At 44.6% G+C, this 16,838-nt stretch carries 15 protein-coding genes; 3 read left to right on the top strand and 12 right to left on the bottom strand.

The features are described from left to right. Positions 1-70 precede the first annotated feature (70 nt). Both BM358_RS13465 and BM358_RS13460 read right to left on the bottom strand, forming a co-directional pair. Complete coding sequence (locus BM358_RS13465; protein ID WP_023990959.1) at positions 71-2,020, bottom strand: oxidoreductase; 1,950 nt, start codon at positions 2,018-2,020, stop codon at positions 71-73. Positions 2,021-2,056: 36 nt separating this feature from the next. Then, positions 2,057-3,328 (bottom strand): L-lactate MFS transporter, encoded by a 1,272-nt coding sequence (locus BM358_RS13460; RefSeq protein WP_023990960.1) that lies wholly within the window; start codon positions 3,326-3,328, stop codon positions 2,057-2,059. 212 nt (positions 3,329-3,540) lie between these two features. Here BM358_RS13460 and BM358_RS13455 point away from each other — a divergent pair, with 212 nt between their 5' ends. Then, positions 3,541-4,077 carry a PadR family transcriptional regulator gene (locus BM358_RS13455; RefSeq protein ID WP_028540865.1) on the top strand — a complete coding sequence of 179 codons (537 nt, stop codon included), beginning with the start codon at positions 3,541-3,543 and terminating at the stop codon, positions 4,075-4,077. Positions 4,078-4,172: 95 nt separating this feature from the next. Here BM358_RS13455 and BM358_RS13450 read toward each other — a convergent pair whose 3' ends face one another. The 5 genes from BM358_RS13450 to BM358_RS13430 all read right to left on the bottom strand — a co-directional run bounded on the left by BM358_RS13450 (position 4,173) and on the right by BM358_RS13430 (position 8,624). Then, the gene (locus BM358_RS13450) at positions 4,173-4,883 is read right to left on the bottom strand and encodes a GntR family transcriptional regulator (protein WP_023990962.1); all 711 of its coding nucleotides are present in this window, start codon (positions 4,881-4,883) and stop codon (positions 4,173-4,175) included. Between the two features lie 202 nt (positions 4,884-5,085). Then, entirely contained in the window at positions 5,086-6,495 is a 1,410-nt protein-coding gene (locus BM358_RS13445; protein WP_049828362.1) for a glycoside hydrolase family 1 protein, read from the bottom strand. 73 nt (positions 6,496-6,568) lie between these two features. Beyond that, entirely contained in the window at positions 6,569-7,897 is a 1,329-nt protein-coding gene (gene celB, locus BM358_RS13440) for a PTS cellobiose transporter subunit IIC (protein WP_023990964.1), read from the bottom strand. Between the two features lie 84 nt (positions 7,898-7,981). Then, positions 7,982-8,314, bottom strand: coding sequence for a PTS sugar transporter subunit IIA (locus tag BM358_RS13435; protein ID WP_013312602.1), 333 nt, complete (start codon positions 8,312-8,314; stop codon positions 7,982-7,984). Beyond that, a complete protein-coding gene (locus BM358_RS13430; RefSeq protein WP_013312603.1) occupies positions 8,307-8,624 on the bottom strand; it encodes a PTS sugar transporter subunit IIB in 318 nt (105 codons plus the stop codon). The genes BM358_RS13435 and BM358_RS13430 overlap by 8 nt, the downstream gene beginning before the upstream one ends. A gap of 510 nt (positions 8,625-9,134) precedes the next feature. On the opposite strand from BM358_RS13430, the gene BM358_RS13425 reads away from it, so the two are divergent. After that, entirely contained in the window at positions 9,135-10,250 is a 1,116-nt protein-coding gene (locus BM358_RS13425) for a WG repeat-containing protein (RefSeq protein WP_028540867.1), read from the top strand. Positions 10,251-10,323: 73 nt separating this feature from the next. Here BM358_RS13425 and BM358_RS13420 read toward each other — a convergent pair whose 3' ends face one another. The 4 genes from BM358_RS13420 to BM358_RS13410 all read right to left on the bottom strand — a co-directional run bounded on the left by BM358_RS13420 (position 10,324) and on the right by BM358_RS13410 (position 13,248). Next, the gene (locus tag BM358_RS13420; protein ID WP_023990966.1) at positions 10,324-10,761 is read right to left on the bottom strand and encodes a hypothetical protein; all 438 of its coding nucleotides are present in this window, start codon (positions 10,759-10,761) and stop codon (positions 10,324-10,326) included. A gap of 161 nt (positions 10,762-10,922) precedes the next feature. Further along, a complete protein-coding gene (locus BM358_RS26485) occupies positions 10,923-11,072 on the bottom strand; it encodes a hypothetical protein (RefSeq protein ID WP_179085434.1) in 150 nt (49 codons plus the stop codon). A gap of 9 nt (positions 11,073-11,081) precedes the next feature. Continuing rightward, positions 11,082-11,648, bottom strand: coding sequence for a hypothetical protein (locus BM358_RS13415; RefSeq protein ID WP_028540868.1), 567 nt, complete (start codon positions 11,646-11,648; stop codon positions 11,082-11,084). Between the two features lie 13 nt (positions 11,649-11,661). Then, positions 11,662-13,248: a DUF4153 domain-containing protein gene (locus BM358_RS13410; RefSeq protein WP_028540869.1), complete on the bottom strand. Its 1,587-nt coding sequence runs from the start codon at positions 13,246-13,248 to the stop codon at positions 11,662-11,664. Between the two features lie 147 nt (positions 13,249-13,395). Between BM358_RS13410 and BM358_RS13405 the strand changes: the two genes are divergently transcribed. Continuing rightward, positions 13,396-15,132 carry an ABC transporter substrate-binding protein gene (locus BM358_RS13405; protein ID WP_028540870.1) on the top strand — a complete coding sequence of 579 codons (1,737 nt, stop codon included), beginning with the start codon at positions 13,396-13,398 and terminating at the stop codon, positions 15,130-15,132. A 212-nt stretch (positions 15,133-15,344) separates the two neighbouring features. Here BM358_RS13405 and BM358_RS13400 read toward each other — a convergent pair whose 3' ends face one another. Next, complete coding sequence (locus tag BM358_RS13400; RefSeq protein ID WP_028540871.1) at positions 15,345-16,745, bottom strand: helix-turn-helix domain-containing protein; 1,401 nt, start codon at positions 16,743-16,745, stop codon at positions 15,345-15,347. Positions 16,746-16,838: the final 93 nt, after the last annotated feature.

Below are 16,838 nucleotides of genomic sequence, written 5' to 3'. Positions count from 1 at the left end.
CTATGTTCGAGTACCTCTCTTAGACTCCTGAAGTGTCCCATGCCGGGCAATGATAGTGAGTCGCAGATAATCAGATATCAAGCGCTGCATGATATCCTTGATATATTGCAGTCGTGATAGTAGATGCCTTAACGCAATCTCCGATTTGTGCAACATAAGGTGCACAATCAATTAACTCATCTACTACGTTTCTTCTTGGACGTTGTCCAAGCGCACAAATAACTGAAGTACCTGGAACAAAATGTTCTTCACCATTTTGATCAGCGCAAGCAACACCTTCTTGTGTAACACTCAGCCCTTTAAATCCTAAATGAACCTGAATGTTATTCTTTTCGATTTCTTTTAGCATAATCGGACGATGTCTAATATTAGCATCCGGAGCCAGCTCCGTTCTCATCTCTACCAGATGAACCGTCTTACCTTCCTGGGCAAGGTGAATTGCTGCTTCACAGCCTGCCAGACCGCCTCCCAATACGACTACGCTATCGCTGACCCTATCCTTCTCCAGATAGTAGTTATTAACAATGACTACGTTATCACCATTCAATCCAGGAATTGGAGGAACAATTGCTGCGGAACCAGCTGCGATAATTAACGCATCAGCATTTTCTTTCTCTGCATACTCTTTAGTAACAGGTGTATTCAAACGGATCTCAACGCCAGCGTCTTTAGCCAGCTTTCCGAGAGTAACACCTAATTCATACATCTCATATTTAAAAGGAATCGCCTGCTCTCCCCTCAAAATACCGCCTATCTCGTCAGCCTTCTCACATAGAATAACTTTATGTCCGCGTTTGGCTGCAGTAAGAGCTGCATAAAGCCCGCCTGGGCCTCCACCGGCTACTAAAACCTTGCGTGGATTAGGGGAAGGGTAAATTTCTGTTCCATCCATCTCACGACCAATTAATGGGTTAACTGTACAGCGTCTTGTGGATGTTTCTGCACGTTCTGCCATACAGGTGAAGCATCTCAGACATTTAATAATGTCCTCGTCGCGGTTGCTCATCACCTTTCTTGGAAGCTCTGGATCAGCAAGCAGTGCGCGAGCCATTTCAACAACATCCGCCTGACCGCTGGCAATGATTTCTTCCATTTGTGCCGGGTCATTTAATCCGCCGACCGTTGCAACCGGAACACTTACATGCTTCTTAATCTCTGCTGCAAGATAAACATTACTTCCATGAGGCAAGAACATCGAAGGGTGTGTGATACCAAATCCTGTCTGATAGGTTCCTGCAGATACATGAAGCAAGTCGACTCTTGATTCGATTAATTTAGCAATTTCTATACCTTCTGTCAGACCATAGCCGCCTTCAAATAACTCTGAGCCACTCATTCTAAACTCGATTGGGAAGCCAGAACCCACAGCTTTACGAACACAGTCAAGAACCTCCTGTGCAAAACGTACCCTGTTTTCCAAAGATCCGCCATACTTGTCTGTTCTGCGGTTGAAATAAGGAGAAAAAAACTGATTAATTAACCATCCATGTCCGCCATGAACCATAATCATTTCGTAACCTGCTCTCTTGGCCAGTCCAGCACATCTACCATAAGCTGCTACAATGTCAGCAATTAGTTCTTGCGTAAGTTCCTTTACTTCTCTGCCGTCTGGACGTACTCCTGGACTGGGTCCCCACTGAGCAAGTCCTTGTTTCTTATTTTTGTCAGTCAGATAAGTTCCTGCATACTGTCCAGAATGAGACAATTCCACACTGGCAATTGCCCCGTGACGGCGAATAGCGTCTGCAGTATAGGTAAAACTAGCAAGAGAATCTACTGTCCCCAGATCCAGATGGTACATATGGGAAGCTTCCGTCTCAGGATGAACCACGACTTCGCTGACCGTAACTGACGCAGCACCGCCTTTTGCTCTTAATTCATAAAAAGCTGTAGATTTCGGTCCAATAGTGCAGTCAGCTGTAATATCTGTACCTCCCATAGGAGAGCCAAACATTCTATTTCTGAAAGTCACATTTCCAATTGTAATTGGTTTACATAGATTGGGATATTTTCTTTGCATGATCTCATGCTCCTTATCTGTATTTATTGCTATGGGTTAATTGATAGCTTTCTGATTCATATCCACAGCCATCTTCTGATTTTTTCGGGTAGTGAACTTATATACAAATGTTAGAACAAGTCCGGTTATGCCAAGTACGGCCGCAATGACAAAGGCTCTCTGATAGCTACTGTCTGTGCTGTAAACATGACTCATAATCGATGGGCCAAAGTATCCTGCTGTTGCAAATCCAATAAACATAATTCCATAATTCACACTATTATTTCTCACACCAAACTGATCGGCAGTAAATCCAGGAAATACCCCCATCAGTGCACCAAAACATAAACCAATAACTGAAATACCAATATAGAATGTCAACACACTACCTTCGCCTGAAAAATAAAGCAATGTGAGCCCTATGACCGAAAAGACAGAAGAAAAAGCCAGGGTATTGATTCGACCGATTTTGTCCGAAATATAGCCTGCAACGATTCGTCCGCCCGTGTTAAACAATGCCAATACGGAAACAACTGTCGTAGCGGCTGCCGCAGACATACCAATCATTTTCTGAGCTATAGGAGAAGCTTGTGATGTACACATGAGTCCGGCAAAAGCACCACACATTAATAACAAGATCATGATATAAAACAGAGGGCTTGAGAGCATGCCTTTCCAGTCTTTGTCGTTCTGAATAGAACGGCCAACATTTACAGTCTTGGGTGTCCATCCTGCAGGAACAAAGTCAGATGGACATTTCTCAATGAAGAAAGAAGCAGCACATACAATAATAAGAAATGCTATACCGATGATAATGAATGCTGATGTCACACCAGACCTACTGATTAAACTATTGGCAATAGGAGGTATAATAACTGAGCTTATTCCATAAGCAGCCGTTGTTATACCGCCAACTAATCCTCTTTTGTCAGGGAAAAACTTAATAGAGTTGCTAATTGTGCATCCGTAAACCATTCCCGTTCCTAGGCCGAGTACGATACCGTAAGCCAATACCAGGTAACCTACAGATGTTGCAAATCCTGATAAAATCATACCGCCTCCAAATAGCAAGCCCCCTACAAAGATCACTTTCTTGGGCCCGAATCGATCATTAATCCAGCCACCTGAAATCATCGTGATAGGACCTACCGAATTTGTAATCGTAAATGCAATAGCCAAATTCCCCGGTGTTAAACTAAGTCCTGTGACGCTGCTCAAATATTCTGCCATTGGGGCAGAAAATACACTCCACGCGTAAATTGATCCAATACACAGATTAATAAAACAGCTTGCAATCAGAATAATCCATCTCTTTTTTGTAAGTTCCACTGAGATCTTCTTCTCCCTCGTCGTTGTATTGTGAAATCATTCACATATTTCGAAATAATATTAACACGTGCTTTGCAATATATCAACAGGAACATGTATGTAGTTATATGTTTTATTAAATATGTTTTCAATAATATATCAATCTTATTGTGGACTCGCTAAATATGTTATACTTAACCAATAAACGACGAAAATGTTAGGAAGAGTGCCTTATGAGAACTTTAAAATATGCCATTCTGGGCTTGTTAAATAAAGAACCTATGACTGGTTATGATATAGGTAAAGAATTCAGTAAAGATTTAGGCGAATTTTGGACTGCAAAGCATAGTCAGATCTATCCAGAATTAAAAAAACTGCTTAATGAGGGACTTATCGTCTACGAGATCCAAATTAGCGGAGAAATTTTAGAAAAAAAATTGTATTCGATTACGGAGAATGGCAAAGAAGATTTTTTACAATGGCTAAAAAAAGCAGAGCCTATTGAACCCACTCCCAAAGATGTGTTTAGGCTGAGAATGTATTTTTCTAATCATCTGGATATAACAACCCGATTATATTTGTTGGAACATCAGCTGCTTCAACATCAAGATAGGCTGGAACATTTACGCAAAAATAAAGAACGTTATGAAACTATTCCTCCTCTTGATAGTGATAATTTTGGCGATTATCTTGTATTAGATGGTGCTATTTTACGCGAAACTATAACCATACAATGGATAGAAAGTTTTATTGCTTATTGTAAAAAATAAAGCATCTCATTTTCCCTTAAACTTATTGTAAACACAAAAAAGCACAAGGATTCGAGAATATGTAGCTCGAACCCTTATGCTTATTTTTTTACTAATCAACGCATTCGATTCACTGTGGTAAACACAAATTTATCGTACCGATGCCGCGAGAACGAGTATTCAAATGGTATACCTGTATCCAGATAACCCACCTGCTCAATTTCCAAGATTGGATCATCCGCTGCGCAGTCCAAATGCTCACGATCCAGTTCCGTTGACTTGGAGGCCCGGATGGTACGGTGTGAACCGACAATATTAAGTCCCAGCTCCTCCTTAATATGTTTGTACACCGAGCCGTACAGCACCTCCTCTGTAATACCGCTGATCAGCTTCGTGGGCATGTATGTGCGCTCGATAACATAGGGCTCACCCTCCACGACACGCAGACGGATCACATGATATACAGGAGAATTGGCATCAATAAATAGATGGGTCGCTACCTCTTCGGATGGAAATTGAACGTCAAAGGCGACGATTTTATTTTTGATCTCTTTCCCGCGCAGTACGTTGGTTAACCCCAGCATTTCATTTACGACAACGTTAACAGGGCCATTGTGAACTGATTTGACGATAAAGGTTCCGTGTCCTCTTTTACGATTCAGCAACCCATCCATCACCAATGTGTCCAATGCCCGCTTAATCGTCATCCGACTTACACGAAACTCTTTTGCCAGTGAGATCTCATCGGGAATCGGATCATCACTGCTATAGGTCTTATTCATAATCCGCTCTTTGACCTCTTGTGCAATCCGCTCGTATTTGTTCATCTGTCTACCACCTGTACTAAAAATTGTTTTATGTCAGCATTTTACCAAAACATCGGTAGCGCTGGTTCCTTTTGTTCTGCAGGCGGGACGTTAAGGTATTACGGTATAAGTAAGTATACCGAACATTATACTTTCTCACCAGCGGCGTACAGCACAGTTCTTTGACGATGATGAAGAAAAAAAGGCGGTCCAGAGGACCACCTTAGAATCCGTTATTCTCGATCACCTGTTTGAACCAGTGCCCACTCTGTTTAACGGATCTCTTGCCACCGTCCTGAAGATCGACAGACACAAAACCATAGCGATTCTTATAAGCATTCGTCCAGGACCAATTGTCCATAAACGTCCATAAGTGATAGCCCTTCACATTGGAGCCTTCTGAGATCGCTCGTTGGACCCATTTGAGATGCTCACGGATAAAATCGATGCGATAGTCATCGCGGATCATGCCCTGTTCATCTCTGAACTTTTCTTCACCTTGAACGCCCATTCCGTTTTCCGAAATGAAGCATTCAATGTTGCCATAATTTTCTCTGACATTGGTCAGAATGTCGTAAATGCCTTTCTCATAAATCTCCCAGCCCCGCATTTCATTCATCTTGCGACCAGGCATGACGTAATAATCGAAGAAACGTTCCGGCACAAAAGGCGCATCCGGGTTCGGCAGACTTTCGCGAGCCTTAACTCTGCGTGGCTGATAATAGTTAATCCCCAGCAGGTCCACAGTGCCCTGGCGTATGATCTCCCGATCTCCGTCTTCCATGCTTGGTACATATCCCTCTTGGCGTAACAGCTCCACGAGCAAAGGATTGAATTCTCCCGTCACAGATGGGTCTAAAAAGGAACGGTTAAAGAACGCATCGCATATTTCAGCAGCCTGCACGTCTGCCGGATGCTGACTACGCGGATAAGTTGGCGTCAGGTTCAAAATAATTCCGATTTTGCCCTTATAACCGCCTTCTCTGTAAGCCTTAATGGCACTGGCGCTCGATAACAGGGTATGATATCCCACCTGTACGGCTTTACCGAAATCCACTTCATTCGGATAGTGGAAATCGTATAGATAGCCGCCTTCCACCGGGACAATCGGCTCGTTATGTGTAAACCATTTGGCTACACGATCCCCGAATAACTCAAAGCAAGTGTTAGCGTAATCCACGTAAGCTTCGACCGTCTCCCGGTTCACCCAGCCTCCACTTTCCTGTAAAGCCATCGGCAAATCAAAATGATACAAGTTCACAAACGGCTCAATACCCGTCTGATGCAACTCTTCAATGACGGCATTATAGAATTGAACCGCCTGCTGGTTCAATTCACCTCTCCCTGCCGGAAACAGACGTGACCAGGAAATAGAGAACCGGAAGGAGTTGTGACCAAGCTCTTTCATGAGTGCAATATCTTCTTTGTAACGGGTATAGAAACGGGACGTTTCGCCAGGTCCAACCCCGTCATAAAAACGGTTCGGCTCCTGCTCAAACCAATAATCCCAAATGTTCGGTCCTTTGCCGTCTCCCTCCACGGTTCCTTCTGTCTGGGTAGCCGAGGCCGATGAGCCCCACCAGAAGTCGGATGGAAAACGGTATTGAATGGTTTGCTGCTCTATATCTTTCATTTCGGTATGATTCACAGCTCTACTCCTCTCTCTTTTGCAATGAATAAGCTGCTAATCTAGCAGCTTATCCACATTACATTCCAACAGTTTGATCCTTACCAGCAATGGCTGCTTGGCTAAGCTCCTCTTCCTGCTCTTTACGAACGTTCATCCGGTCAATAATTTTCAGGAACGGGAACCAGATGACAAAGACGACAGCCATATTAAACAACTGCAGCACGCCACCCATCAGGGAGCCCGTAGCCATCATTCCACTAAAGAACAACGGCATCGTCCAAGGAACCTGTATTCCGTTTGGCGGCGGCACAATCCCAGTGGTCATGGCAAAGTAAGTAATCAGCGTAACGATCATTGGAGAAATAACCCATGGAACAAAAATAAGCGGATTCATCACAATCGGCAGACCGAATATGACGGGTTCGTTGACATTAAACAGACCCGGTCCAAGGGCCAGCTTACTGACCTGCTTCAATTGCTTACTCTTCAGGAAGATCAGAATCGAAAGCACGACAGCCAGTGTCATACCTGTACCACCGATACCTACGGTGTAAATATCCACAAACTGCTTGGTGATGATATGCGGCAGTTCTGCTCCTTTGGAGTACGCTTCATAGTTTTCAAGTGCCAGCGTATTCCAGATTGGGTCCATAACCGAGTTAATAATAATTTGACCATGAAGCCCAAAGAACCATAAAAGCTGAACAAAGAAAATAGCAATCAATGTAGGTATAATGCCACTGCCCAAATGCACCAGAGGTGCCTGTACAGCATGATAAATCAGATCATGCAGGTTATTATGAAGGGTCAGTGTAACTACAACATTAATGATCAAAAATATGCCCAATGTAATACATGCCGGAAGCAAAGCGGCAAATGATTTGGCAACTGCCGGCGGAACGCCTGGAGGCATTTTAATGACAAAATTTCGTTGCGTCACCTTTCGGTATATCTCTGCCGCAATAAAAGCGACGATCATACCAAGGAACATGCCTTTGGCACCAATCCGATCAACCGGAATGACACCAGCAATCGTGGCACCGCTTTCTTGTGTCAACACAAACGGGGTGAGCATCAAGAAACTAGCCAACGCAATCATGCCGCCAAATATGGGCTCGACCTTATAACTTCGAGATAGGTAATACCCAATCCCGACGATTACAAATAAGGTCATGATATTCAGTGTGGCATTAGGCGCAATGTTCAGCAGACTGCTAAAAGTCGCATAATTGCCGTCGCCCATCCACCCTTTTAGAAACGGCAGATTGATAATAACGACGATAATGGAGCCAAAAACCGTTAATGGAAATGACAGCATAAATGCATCACGCAGTACAGTAAGATAGCGGTTGTTGTTCAGTTTACCGGCAATAGGTATCAGTATCCGGCTTAATTTTTCAAACAAAGCCTATTCCTCCCCGCGAAGTGACTTGCATCAATAGGGTTGCAAGCTTTTCATGTCCCAAATTTCTCAAACTTACATGTTCCGTTATAAATTTCTGGATTTGAACAGTTCCAGCAATTCTAGAACCAGATCCTTCATGGTAACCGTGGACATCAGATGATCCTCGGCATGCATTAGAAGGAGCGAGAAAGGAGTTTGGGTACCTCCCGCTTCCTTCTTAACCATTTGAAAATGGATATCATGCGCAGCACGTAAATCCTGCTTGGCTTGTTTGAGCAGTTCGTCCGCACCTTCTACATTCTCATTTCGATATTCGGTCAGCGCCTGAATTACTTTACTGCGAGCGCTTCCACTATGAAGAATAAGTTGGAAACTAATTTGCTCTTCCGTCAGTTCAGCTATATTGACTTTATCCATTTTTGCGTTCCACCAGCTTCACTGCTTGCTCATAGGCTTTCTTACCGTCAACCATCCCGTATGCCATCATGTCAATCACTTCTACATGAATACCATATTGGGCTGCTTCCTTTTCCAGCTGTCCTTTAAGAAAACTCATTTGCGGGCCAATCAATACTGCGTCAGCCTTAGCCATATCTTCTGCCGCCTGATCTTGACCTACTGCCCAAATTTCAGCCTCGTCTCCAATGGACTTAGCATAATCCTGCATCTTAGTAACCAGCAAACTTGTAGACATACCTGAGCTGCACGCCAGCAAAATTTTCTTCATGATTGTTCCTTCCCTTCAAGGTCTGATTGGATGTTAAGTACTAGAAAACGTTTACAGCGTAATTATAAATCCAGTCTTTTGATTTGTCTATACATTTAATTTATATGTATAGACTTTTTTTAAAATGACACTGTTTCTTCACTTTTTTTCTTGAAAATGAACGTGATCTCTTATCTTTAATCTCTCAATAGTAATCGATTTTCACTATAAGAGGTTCTGCCAAATGATATGTTATTCGATTCTGTAAAATGCTAACATGAGCTTACGGAGTAACTTGATAGCCCCTCCGTAGCCAAAGAATAGCTGGGGTGAGAAGAGATGAGTAGAGATGAGAATAGCAAGTGTCATACTTGGAAGCAGGGCTTTCTCATGTGCTGAAAATTAGAAAAATTTAGAATATCAAGAAACATTCCTACATTTTTATCGTCTATATTATGGAAGACCTTACGTATGAGGGTAAGATTTTTCGAAGCCTGAAGTTAAAAAGTCAACTCACAAAGGAGCTTATGCATGTTAAAAAAGTTAGGATTAGCTGCATTGATTCTGGTTACTAGCCTCTCCGTTATTGGAACAGGCTGGGCCGCATCCAGCACAACAACCATTGAAGTTTCTAAAACTGCTCTGGATTACAACGTTGCTCGCCCGCTGAGCGATGGTGCTTTTCATGATGGCTTATTAGCCGCTGAAACATCTGCTGGAAACCTCGTGTATTACAATTCCAAAGGAGAGAAAGCTTTCTCACTTCCCGCCGAGCTTAAACCCATTGGTGATTTTCATGAGCAGCGAGCCGTAGTCAAAAATACAAAAACCAATCTCTATGGATACATTAACACCAAAGGGGCACTGGTCATCCCTTGCCAATATACCGAAGCCAATTTCTTTTCTGAAGGAAAAGCAAAGGTAACCATAGCAGACACCAAAGAAAATGCAATTATAGATCGAACGGGAAAAATCTTTTCTCATTTTAAAGAAAATGTGGAGTCAGAATATGTATTTACAGACGGTCTGGCCCTCGCCTACGCCCCTAACACTGGTAAGATCGGTTTTGTGAATGCCTCTGGTCAACTAGCGATTCCTTATAAATACAAATACAGTCGTGGTTTCTCGAATGGCTTGGCTATTGTTCAGAATAGCAAAGGGCTATACGGATATATCAATACAGTAGGGAAAGAAGTCATTCCTCCTCAATATAAATCTGGCGGAGACTTTTCGGAAGGATTGGCCCCGGTGCAAAATACCAAGGGGAAATGGGGATTCATCAATAAACAGGGAAAAGTCGTGATTCCCTTTAAATTTACAGATGCCCAGGATTTTAGTGAAGGCCTGGCGAGTGTGAAAAATGCAAAAAACGAAGTCGGATTTATTGATAAAAACGGAACGCTGGTCATTAAATATCAACAAAAATACGATGTTGCCTCTCCGTTCAAAGAAGGCTTAGCTTTAGTCGGTAAACAAACACAATCATCCGTCTCAGAAGGCAAATTCGGTTACATCAATCGTCAGGGGCAACTGCTGACTAAACTTGAGTACAGAGTGGAATCCTCCTCCTTCTCCAATGGCTATGCTGTTGCTTTTAGCAAGCCAGGCAAAGCGTTCATTGTATCTAAACATTCCGTTTCAAAATAAAAAAGACGACCCCGGAGACAGATCGAGTGGATCTGCTTCCGGGGTCATTAGATTTCCAATACCTTGAATATAATTAGTCGTGTGTGTAGAATTTCACTCCAGGCAGATCTGCTGCCACCCACGAGTAGTTAATGGTATTACTGTTATAATTTTTGGTTCCCGCCTGAGCAACCTGTACCTCTTTCAAAATCGTAATCGATGAACCCTTCGGTCTGACAACGACTACATGACCATGCCCATCCGCTTTTTTGATCCCGATGGTAGGATACCCTAGATTTGCTCTTTTTTGAGCATCCTGAAAGGTTACAGAGTCCCAGCCCGGCGCCTTTTTATTCAGTAAAGCATCAGCCATTTGATTGGCTAAGCCACTTGGCAGGGAAGCCGACATCGCAGACATCACATCTTGTGCAAAAATATTACACTTCGTTCCACCTACTGGCGAATACTTTTTGTTCGTTTCTACCTTAAAACCGTCAATTACAGACGCGTAAGTACTTGCACTTCTAGCCATTGAAATTCCCCCTGAATATAAGCTGTAGAGGAAATGACGGAGTCGCTTGAACATCTGAATGGCTCCACATTCATTGATGTTGGCCTCAATTCCCTCTCAACTATTAGGGTGATTTCCGGCTTACTTTAACAACGTAATACTACAAAAAATTAACTTCATTCTCACAACTGAAGGCTTTCTTCACTGATTACGGTTGGAACGATAAGCTCAGGAGGAGTCGTAGGCTTAGCTTGTGTTAAATAGTCTGCTGCCCCCATCATCAGAGCGATGCCGATAAATAGCACGACCCAATTACGATTCTTTTTCATCATCTGTACCTCTCATTCTTCACTGCGCCCGTTCAGCCACTTGAACCAATGGAGCAGATGACTGAATCGGTATTCATGCTGCAAAGCATACGTCCATACTTCAGGCTCTTCACCAGGCTCCTTCCAGACGAGCATGGAAAAGTGACCCTCTTCCTCGCTCGCAACCGACAGCAGCGAAAGACGATCATCCCCGAATCGGTATGGAGCCGATTCCACCCAGTAATTCCGCATATCGCTGATCCAGCTGCGGAACTGCTCTGTACCTGCGATCCGCAGCACTTCATCTGGCAGGAGCAGATGCTCGTCGATGTCCTTCCAATCCCCCGCATATCGGTACCGCGCTGCCAACATTGGACTGAGCGGTCGGGTTTTGCCGGGGGCCAACGTAGGCATACAGGCGACGGGAACGACCGGACCAATACTCTGGATAGCATAAGACTGGCATTCCTCCTCACTCATTCCGTAGGACATAGCCTCCGCGAGAAAATGGTTTCGTCTTACCCCAAACTGATGCTGATACTGTGACATCTCATCCTGTAGCTCCAATACCATACCCTGTACTGCATCTATTCCGATCATTCCCAAACACCTCTCATTCCAAAATATAGTCGTGCAATTCCCGTTGCGCTCGATACTTTGCCCAATTGAATTCAGGCCAAGCCGATTCTTCTCTCGTCATGCTTGTCAAACGGGCTTGTAAAAACTCATCCAGCGCTCCATGTTCCTTACGGCTAAAGTCAATCAGCAGCGGAATCGCGTCTGCCGATAGCTCACTCAAATATTCCTTATCTATCACCGATGTCGTACGATATCGTTCGAGATTATTTTCAGCAATCCGTATATCAATGCCCACATAGTTCACGACGACATAGGCGACCAGAGCGAGTACAATATAATATTTCGCCAACGGCAGTTGACGGAAATGAATGCGCACTGCTGCAATAAGCAGTAGCAAGCCCAGAAAAATCATAAACGCGTGTACCAAATAGCGGGTGTACGTATAGCCGTATGCTTCTTCGTACATAACCAGCCGGGTATATCCCGAGTACAGCATCACACCCGAACAACCCACGAGTATGTACAGCAGGCCGCTGTTCATTTTTTGCACTATACCTGATCCAAATTCAGTCCACTTCAATACACTGATCATCAGCACAAAGTTGATACCTGTTACCATAACCAGCTCCCCGAATCCTCTTCTCGCATATTCAGCATACGAGGTTCCTTCGGGCAGAGCACCTTCCCATGCACCAAACAGATATCCGAACTGCAACACAACGAACACAACATACACCAAATTCATGACAATCAGCACCGTAGCGGTAATTACAGGATCAAACTTGATCGCGACCGGCTCGTGGTAAGGCACCGTTGGTCGGTCAATCATCACTGAAGAATGACCATCATACTCGGTGGTTGGACCATTCGTGCGCTCATTTAACCCGTGCCATGATTGAGTCTCTCTTTGCGTATTACGCGGAGCAGGCTGTACAAATCCCCACAAGTAGCAGAAGAAACAGAAGGTGAAAAAGCAGGTCCAGATCAGCCGCAGCATGCCACTCCCAAAGGACAGTGTGCCGATCCAATCGGGTATGCCAGATAACAGCTTTTCGAACATCCCATCTGCCGAAGCCAGCAAAGATATGATGATGAACAGTAGCGGCAAGGCAATAAGCAAACCGATTATCACTTTGCCCAATACACGCTTACGCTCATCCTTCACATTCCGAAGGGCTACTGTCTTAACCATCCGAAACGGGGTCACGATATGACGAAAGTTTTGATAAAACCAATGGCTTAACGCCTGACCAATAATACCGGGTTCCGACCAGCCATGCCTTTTCTCCCCAAACAGCAGCACCATATGTACGCTAATCAGAGCAGGTATCGCCAGCGCATTTAACACATATAGGACCGGATTATTGAACAGCGCATATGTCAATGCCAGCATGAAAATGATCACAAACAGTAAACGCCCTATCCATGATCCTAACTGGAAACGATCTCGATTAAAGGCATACATATAGGCGTAAAACACAATAACAAAAATTGGCATAGACACGCCCAGCCCATGTCCGTAAAACAGATATTGATGAACCAGCGCTAACACAATTGCGCCAGCAAAGGCGGACAGAAACGACGTTTTCGGCAAAGACGTTCCATTCATCTTGTCATGCATGGTAAATACCTCCACAAATATGCTTTATAACCCTTATTGTAGATGATAAAATAAGAAGATAAAGAGAAATTAATTCAAACAAAATTTCCTATTTTATAAAAGTGGCTACGCTTTTAATCAAATATAGGGGAAACGGAGCAACCTTGAATGAAACTCCATGCCCAATTTTTACGGCTTCACTCACACGCAGCTGACGACAAGGACGAAAACCATACCATAGAGACGACGCTGGATGAGCTGGCGGCTATTTTTGACTGTACTCACCGCAACGCCTTGATGATCATTCAGAAAATGGAGCAGCACGACTGGATACAATGGACTCCTCGCCGAGGCAGAGGTCGCCGCTCCAGTCTGCGCTTCCTCATTCAGCCGGAAGACATTGCCGTGCAATCCATGATGCAAGCCATAGACCGCCATGATATCAAACGCGCGCTGGATGAGATCCGAGTTCATTCACGCTCCTCCACCATGCAGGAGCATTTGCAAGGCTGGCTGCTGAATTATTTTGGGCATCACGCAGAGGTGCGCAGTGATCAGCAGCAGATCGACACGCTGCGTCTGCCTATTCGCCAGCAACTCTATACGCTGGACCCGTTGTACTTGAACTGGCTCGCCGAGTCCTTCGTATCCAGCCACGTCTTTGATGGCCTGGCCCGCCGGGCGAACGAAAGCGGTGAGATTTTGCCGGGATTGGCGCACGCTTGGGAGGTGGACGCCACTCGTACACAGTGGACCTTTTTCCTGCGTAAAGAAGTGCTGTTTCATAACGGAAAAATACTGACCGCTGAAGACGTCGTCTATACCTTTGAGCGACTGAGTCGGGCGCCGGGAAGGCGACTTTATCATTTTATCGTCCGGCAAATTCAGCACGTCCAGGCGTTGAGCCCGACGATGGTACGCTTCGTACTAAAAGAGCCGAACGAGCTATTTCTATCCTTCCTGTGTACCAGCCGGGCTGCGATTGTGCCGCGTGAGCTTAATCAGGTGGGTGAGGCCGCCTTTGGCATCCGCCCTATCGGTACAGGGGCATTCAAAGTCACGGAAATGAACGAAAGCCTGTGTACACTGGAGGCTTTCGCACCTTATTTTCAAGGCCGGGCTCATCTGGACCGAGTGGAAATTGTCCAACTCCCGTGGGCGACTAAGCTGGAATCGTCGGATACGGAAGACACCGCTTCTTCTTTTCACATTATCCATAATCCCGTATCAGCGGGAGATACGGATACCGCATGGAGCCAGATTCACTCGGCGGCTTCGGTACGCAAATTTATCACATGTAATACACACAAGGATGGACCGTTGCGCAACCCAGAAATACGTGCCCGCATTGTAGCATGTCTGGATCATCGCTCCCTTCCTCCAGCAGTGGATTCATCTAACGATTCTTATGAACCACTGGCGGCACTACAAATTGCTACCATTCCCGAGTATAAAGCGGACGCAGACCGGGTTGCGGCTCAGCTCGAATCCTGTGGGTATACCTGTAACATCGTGGCCGCATCTATGAATGAATTCAAAAGCTCATCTATCCGTATGGAGTCAGACTTAATCATCTTTTCTCTCTTTCGTGACCGTGATGAGCAATTACGCCTGTTTGACTTGTATCTCAATGTATCTGGGCATGTGGAGCCTCATAGCCGTGTGGATATCGAAAGACTGCTGCGTGAAATTGCACGGGAGGCCGATCATACTGTTAGGGCGCAGCAATTTGAACATATCGAAACTCGGCTCATGGATGAGCACCAGCTGCATATTTTATATGAAAAGCCCGTTCAGACGGCCTATCTTCCTTCTGTGCGCGGTGTATCTTTTAACAGTCAGGGCTGGGTGGATCTGCGTCATGTCTGGTTTCCGCCTGCTCAACTTCCAACTACCCACTCTTGACGGCAAAAGTGCTCCTTCAAATGCACTTCCACATCAAAAAAAGGTATCCTCTTCTTCATAAGAGGATACCTTTTGGGTTACGACAATCTAGACCTTTTCAGGTAGATGTATCAAGGGATGAAAAAGCCCATCCCCCCAGCCCATGACTGTGGACGTCGCTAGGATCTTCCATAGGGGGGGGAACGGGTGAAAAATTCAATAGGACAAAAACATTAAATGCGAGCAGAGAAAAAACGATCTTTTTTATCATGGATGTACTCTACCTCTCCAAGTAAGTTTTTATATTCCTCTTTGTCCTCAGAAGTGGCAGTATGCCGAAACTTTTCAAATAATCCTACACATTTGATTGTGACAGGATTACCATTCAGCACGACGGAATAGGAAAGGCTCTCGAGCAGGAATTTCATACCTTTGGAATAACGATGTTTGTTGAGATCATAACAAGCCATCTCTGCCAAAAATCGTGCATAGAGATCTGCTGACATTTGCTCCGTATAGGTCCCTACCTTGACATGCTGATCTGCAAATGCCTCAATTTGTTTTTCAAAGCGCTGCAGTACATGATCTACATTAAAATCATAACGGTTGGCCGCTACCATAATTTTATGTAGCCCCACCAGAATTTCACCTTCGTTTTTTTCCAAATAATCTACATACTGTGGGATCACATCCAGGCTGCCGGACATCAATTGATATAAATACCCGTTGGCCTCAGCCCAGTTGCTACAAAGGGCCTTCAAACGCTGAGCTTCTTCCGTATCCTCTTGCACCCAGCTCAAATCAGAGTATAGGGATACAAATTCCAGCGCCTTCTGATAATCCCCGCGCTCATCCCACACCCCGGCGCGCAGCACATAAGAGTATACAATATACATAAACAAAGGACCCTTAGGTTCCTTGCCACGCTCCGATCTTCTGGTATTTCCGTATTTTTGCTCGTATTGTACCTTGGCTTTTTGAGCCATTTTTTCAGCAAACCATTCTACTTTATCCCAACGCCGCAAGGAGGCATAGGTATTGGCCAAGTCTCTTAAGGCATCCAGTTGGTCTGCTTCACCCAGTCGGTCCACAAAGCTTTCGAAATGTGTGGCTGCCCATAAGTTTTCGTCCTGGTCATCGCCAACGGCAATCGTAAATAAACGGTATTGGCAGAGCGCCAGACGCTCTGAATGTTGGTACTTTTCACTTTCCGAAACATTTTTATAAATAATTGCCGCAGCCTCGAACTTACCTTCACTGAATAATTCTTCTGCTGTCTCAAACAAAGCTGGGGCGTATATGAGATAGTCCATCATAAACTCCACGACTTGCTTAATACAATCCAGCTTGTTCAGCTCTGCACAGCGATGCAAAAAGGGGCGAACCCGTCGCCAATTCGGTGCCGTATTCCGTATAAATTCATCAATGTATAACTCATAGAGGCTCCCTTCTTCAAGCCCCATGCCTTCACCAATCCGATCCAACAGCAGCATCGCAATCGGACGATTACCGTTAATAATGGCACTGATCGTTCCTGCATTAATACCTGTGTTCTCCCCAAACTTACTAATCGTAATTCCTTCTCGTCTGATGTACTGCTCCAGCTCTGCGCGAATTGTGGTTGTTTCCTTCAAATCAGGCACCCCCAGGGATTACTTGCATGATTACAATACAAAAAAAGAAAATTCCCGTGAATATTCCCTTAATTATACAAAAGAAAGCCCACT

This window comes from Paenibacillus sp. cl130 (assembly GCF_900116035.1).
In the GTDB taxonomy this organism is placed as follows: Bacteria; Bacillota; Bacilli; order Paenibacillales; family Paenibacillaceae; genus Paenibacillus; species Paenibacillus polymyxa_B.
This window is presented reverse-complemented; position numbering and strand designations above follow the sequence as displayed.

Excerpts from the sequence above, each read along its gene's own strand:
- BM358_RS13465 (WP_023990959.1), bottom strand. The coding sequence starts at position 2,020 with ATGCAAAGAAAATATCCCAATCTATGTAAACCAATTACAATTGGAAAT.
- BM358_RS13455 (WP_028540865.1), top strand. The coding sequence starts at position 3,541 with ATGAGAACTTTAAAATATGCCATTCTGGGCTTGTTAAATAAAGAACCT.
- BM358_RS13450 (WP_023990962.1), bottom strand. The coding sequence starts at position 4,883 with ATGAACAAATACGAGCGGATTGCACAAGAGGTCAAAGAGCGGATTATG.
- BM358_RS13445 (WP_049828362.1), bottom strand. The coding sequence starts at position 6,495 with ATGAAAGATATAGAGCAGCAAACCATTCAATACCGTTTTCCATCCGAC.
- BM358_RS13435 (WP_013312602.1), bottom strand. The coding sequence starts at position 8,314 with ATGGATAAAGTCAATATAGCTGAACTGACGGAAGAGCAAATTAGTTTC.
- BM358_RS13430 (WP_013312603.1), bottom strand. The coding sequence starts at position 8,624 with ATGAAGAAAATTTTGCTGGCGTGCAGCTCAGGTATGTCTACAAGTTTG.
- BM358_RS13425 (WP_028540867.1), top strand. The coding sequence starts at position 9,135 with ATGTTAAAAAAGTTAGGATTAGCTGCATTGATTCTGGTTACTAGCCTC.
- BM358_RS13420 (WP_023990966.1), bottom strand. The coding sequence starts at position 10,761 with ATGGCTAGAAGTGCAAGTACTTACGCGTCTGTAATTGACGGTTTTAAG.
- BM358_RS26485 (WP_179085434.1), bottom strand. The coding sequence starts at position 11,072 with ATGATGAAAAAGAATCGTAATTGGGTCGTGCTATTTATCGGCATCGCT.
- BM358_RS13415 (WP_028540868.1), bottom strand. The coding sequence starts at position 11,648 with ATGATCGGAATAGATGCAGTACAGGGTATGGTATTGGAGCTACAGGAT.
- BM358_RS13410 (WP_028540869.1), bottom strand. The coding sequence starts at position 13,248 with ATGCATGACAAGATGAATGGAACGTCTTTGCCGAAAACGTCGTTTCTG.
- BM358_RS13405 (WP_028540870.1), top strand. The coding sequence starts at position 13,396 with ATGAAACTCCATGCCCAATTTTTACGGCTTCACTCACACGCAGCTGAC.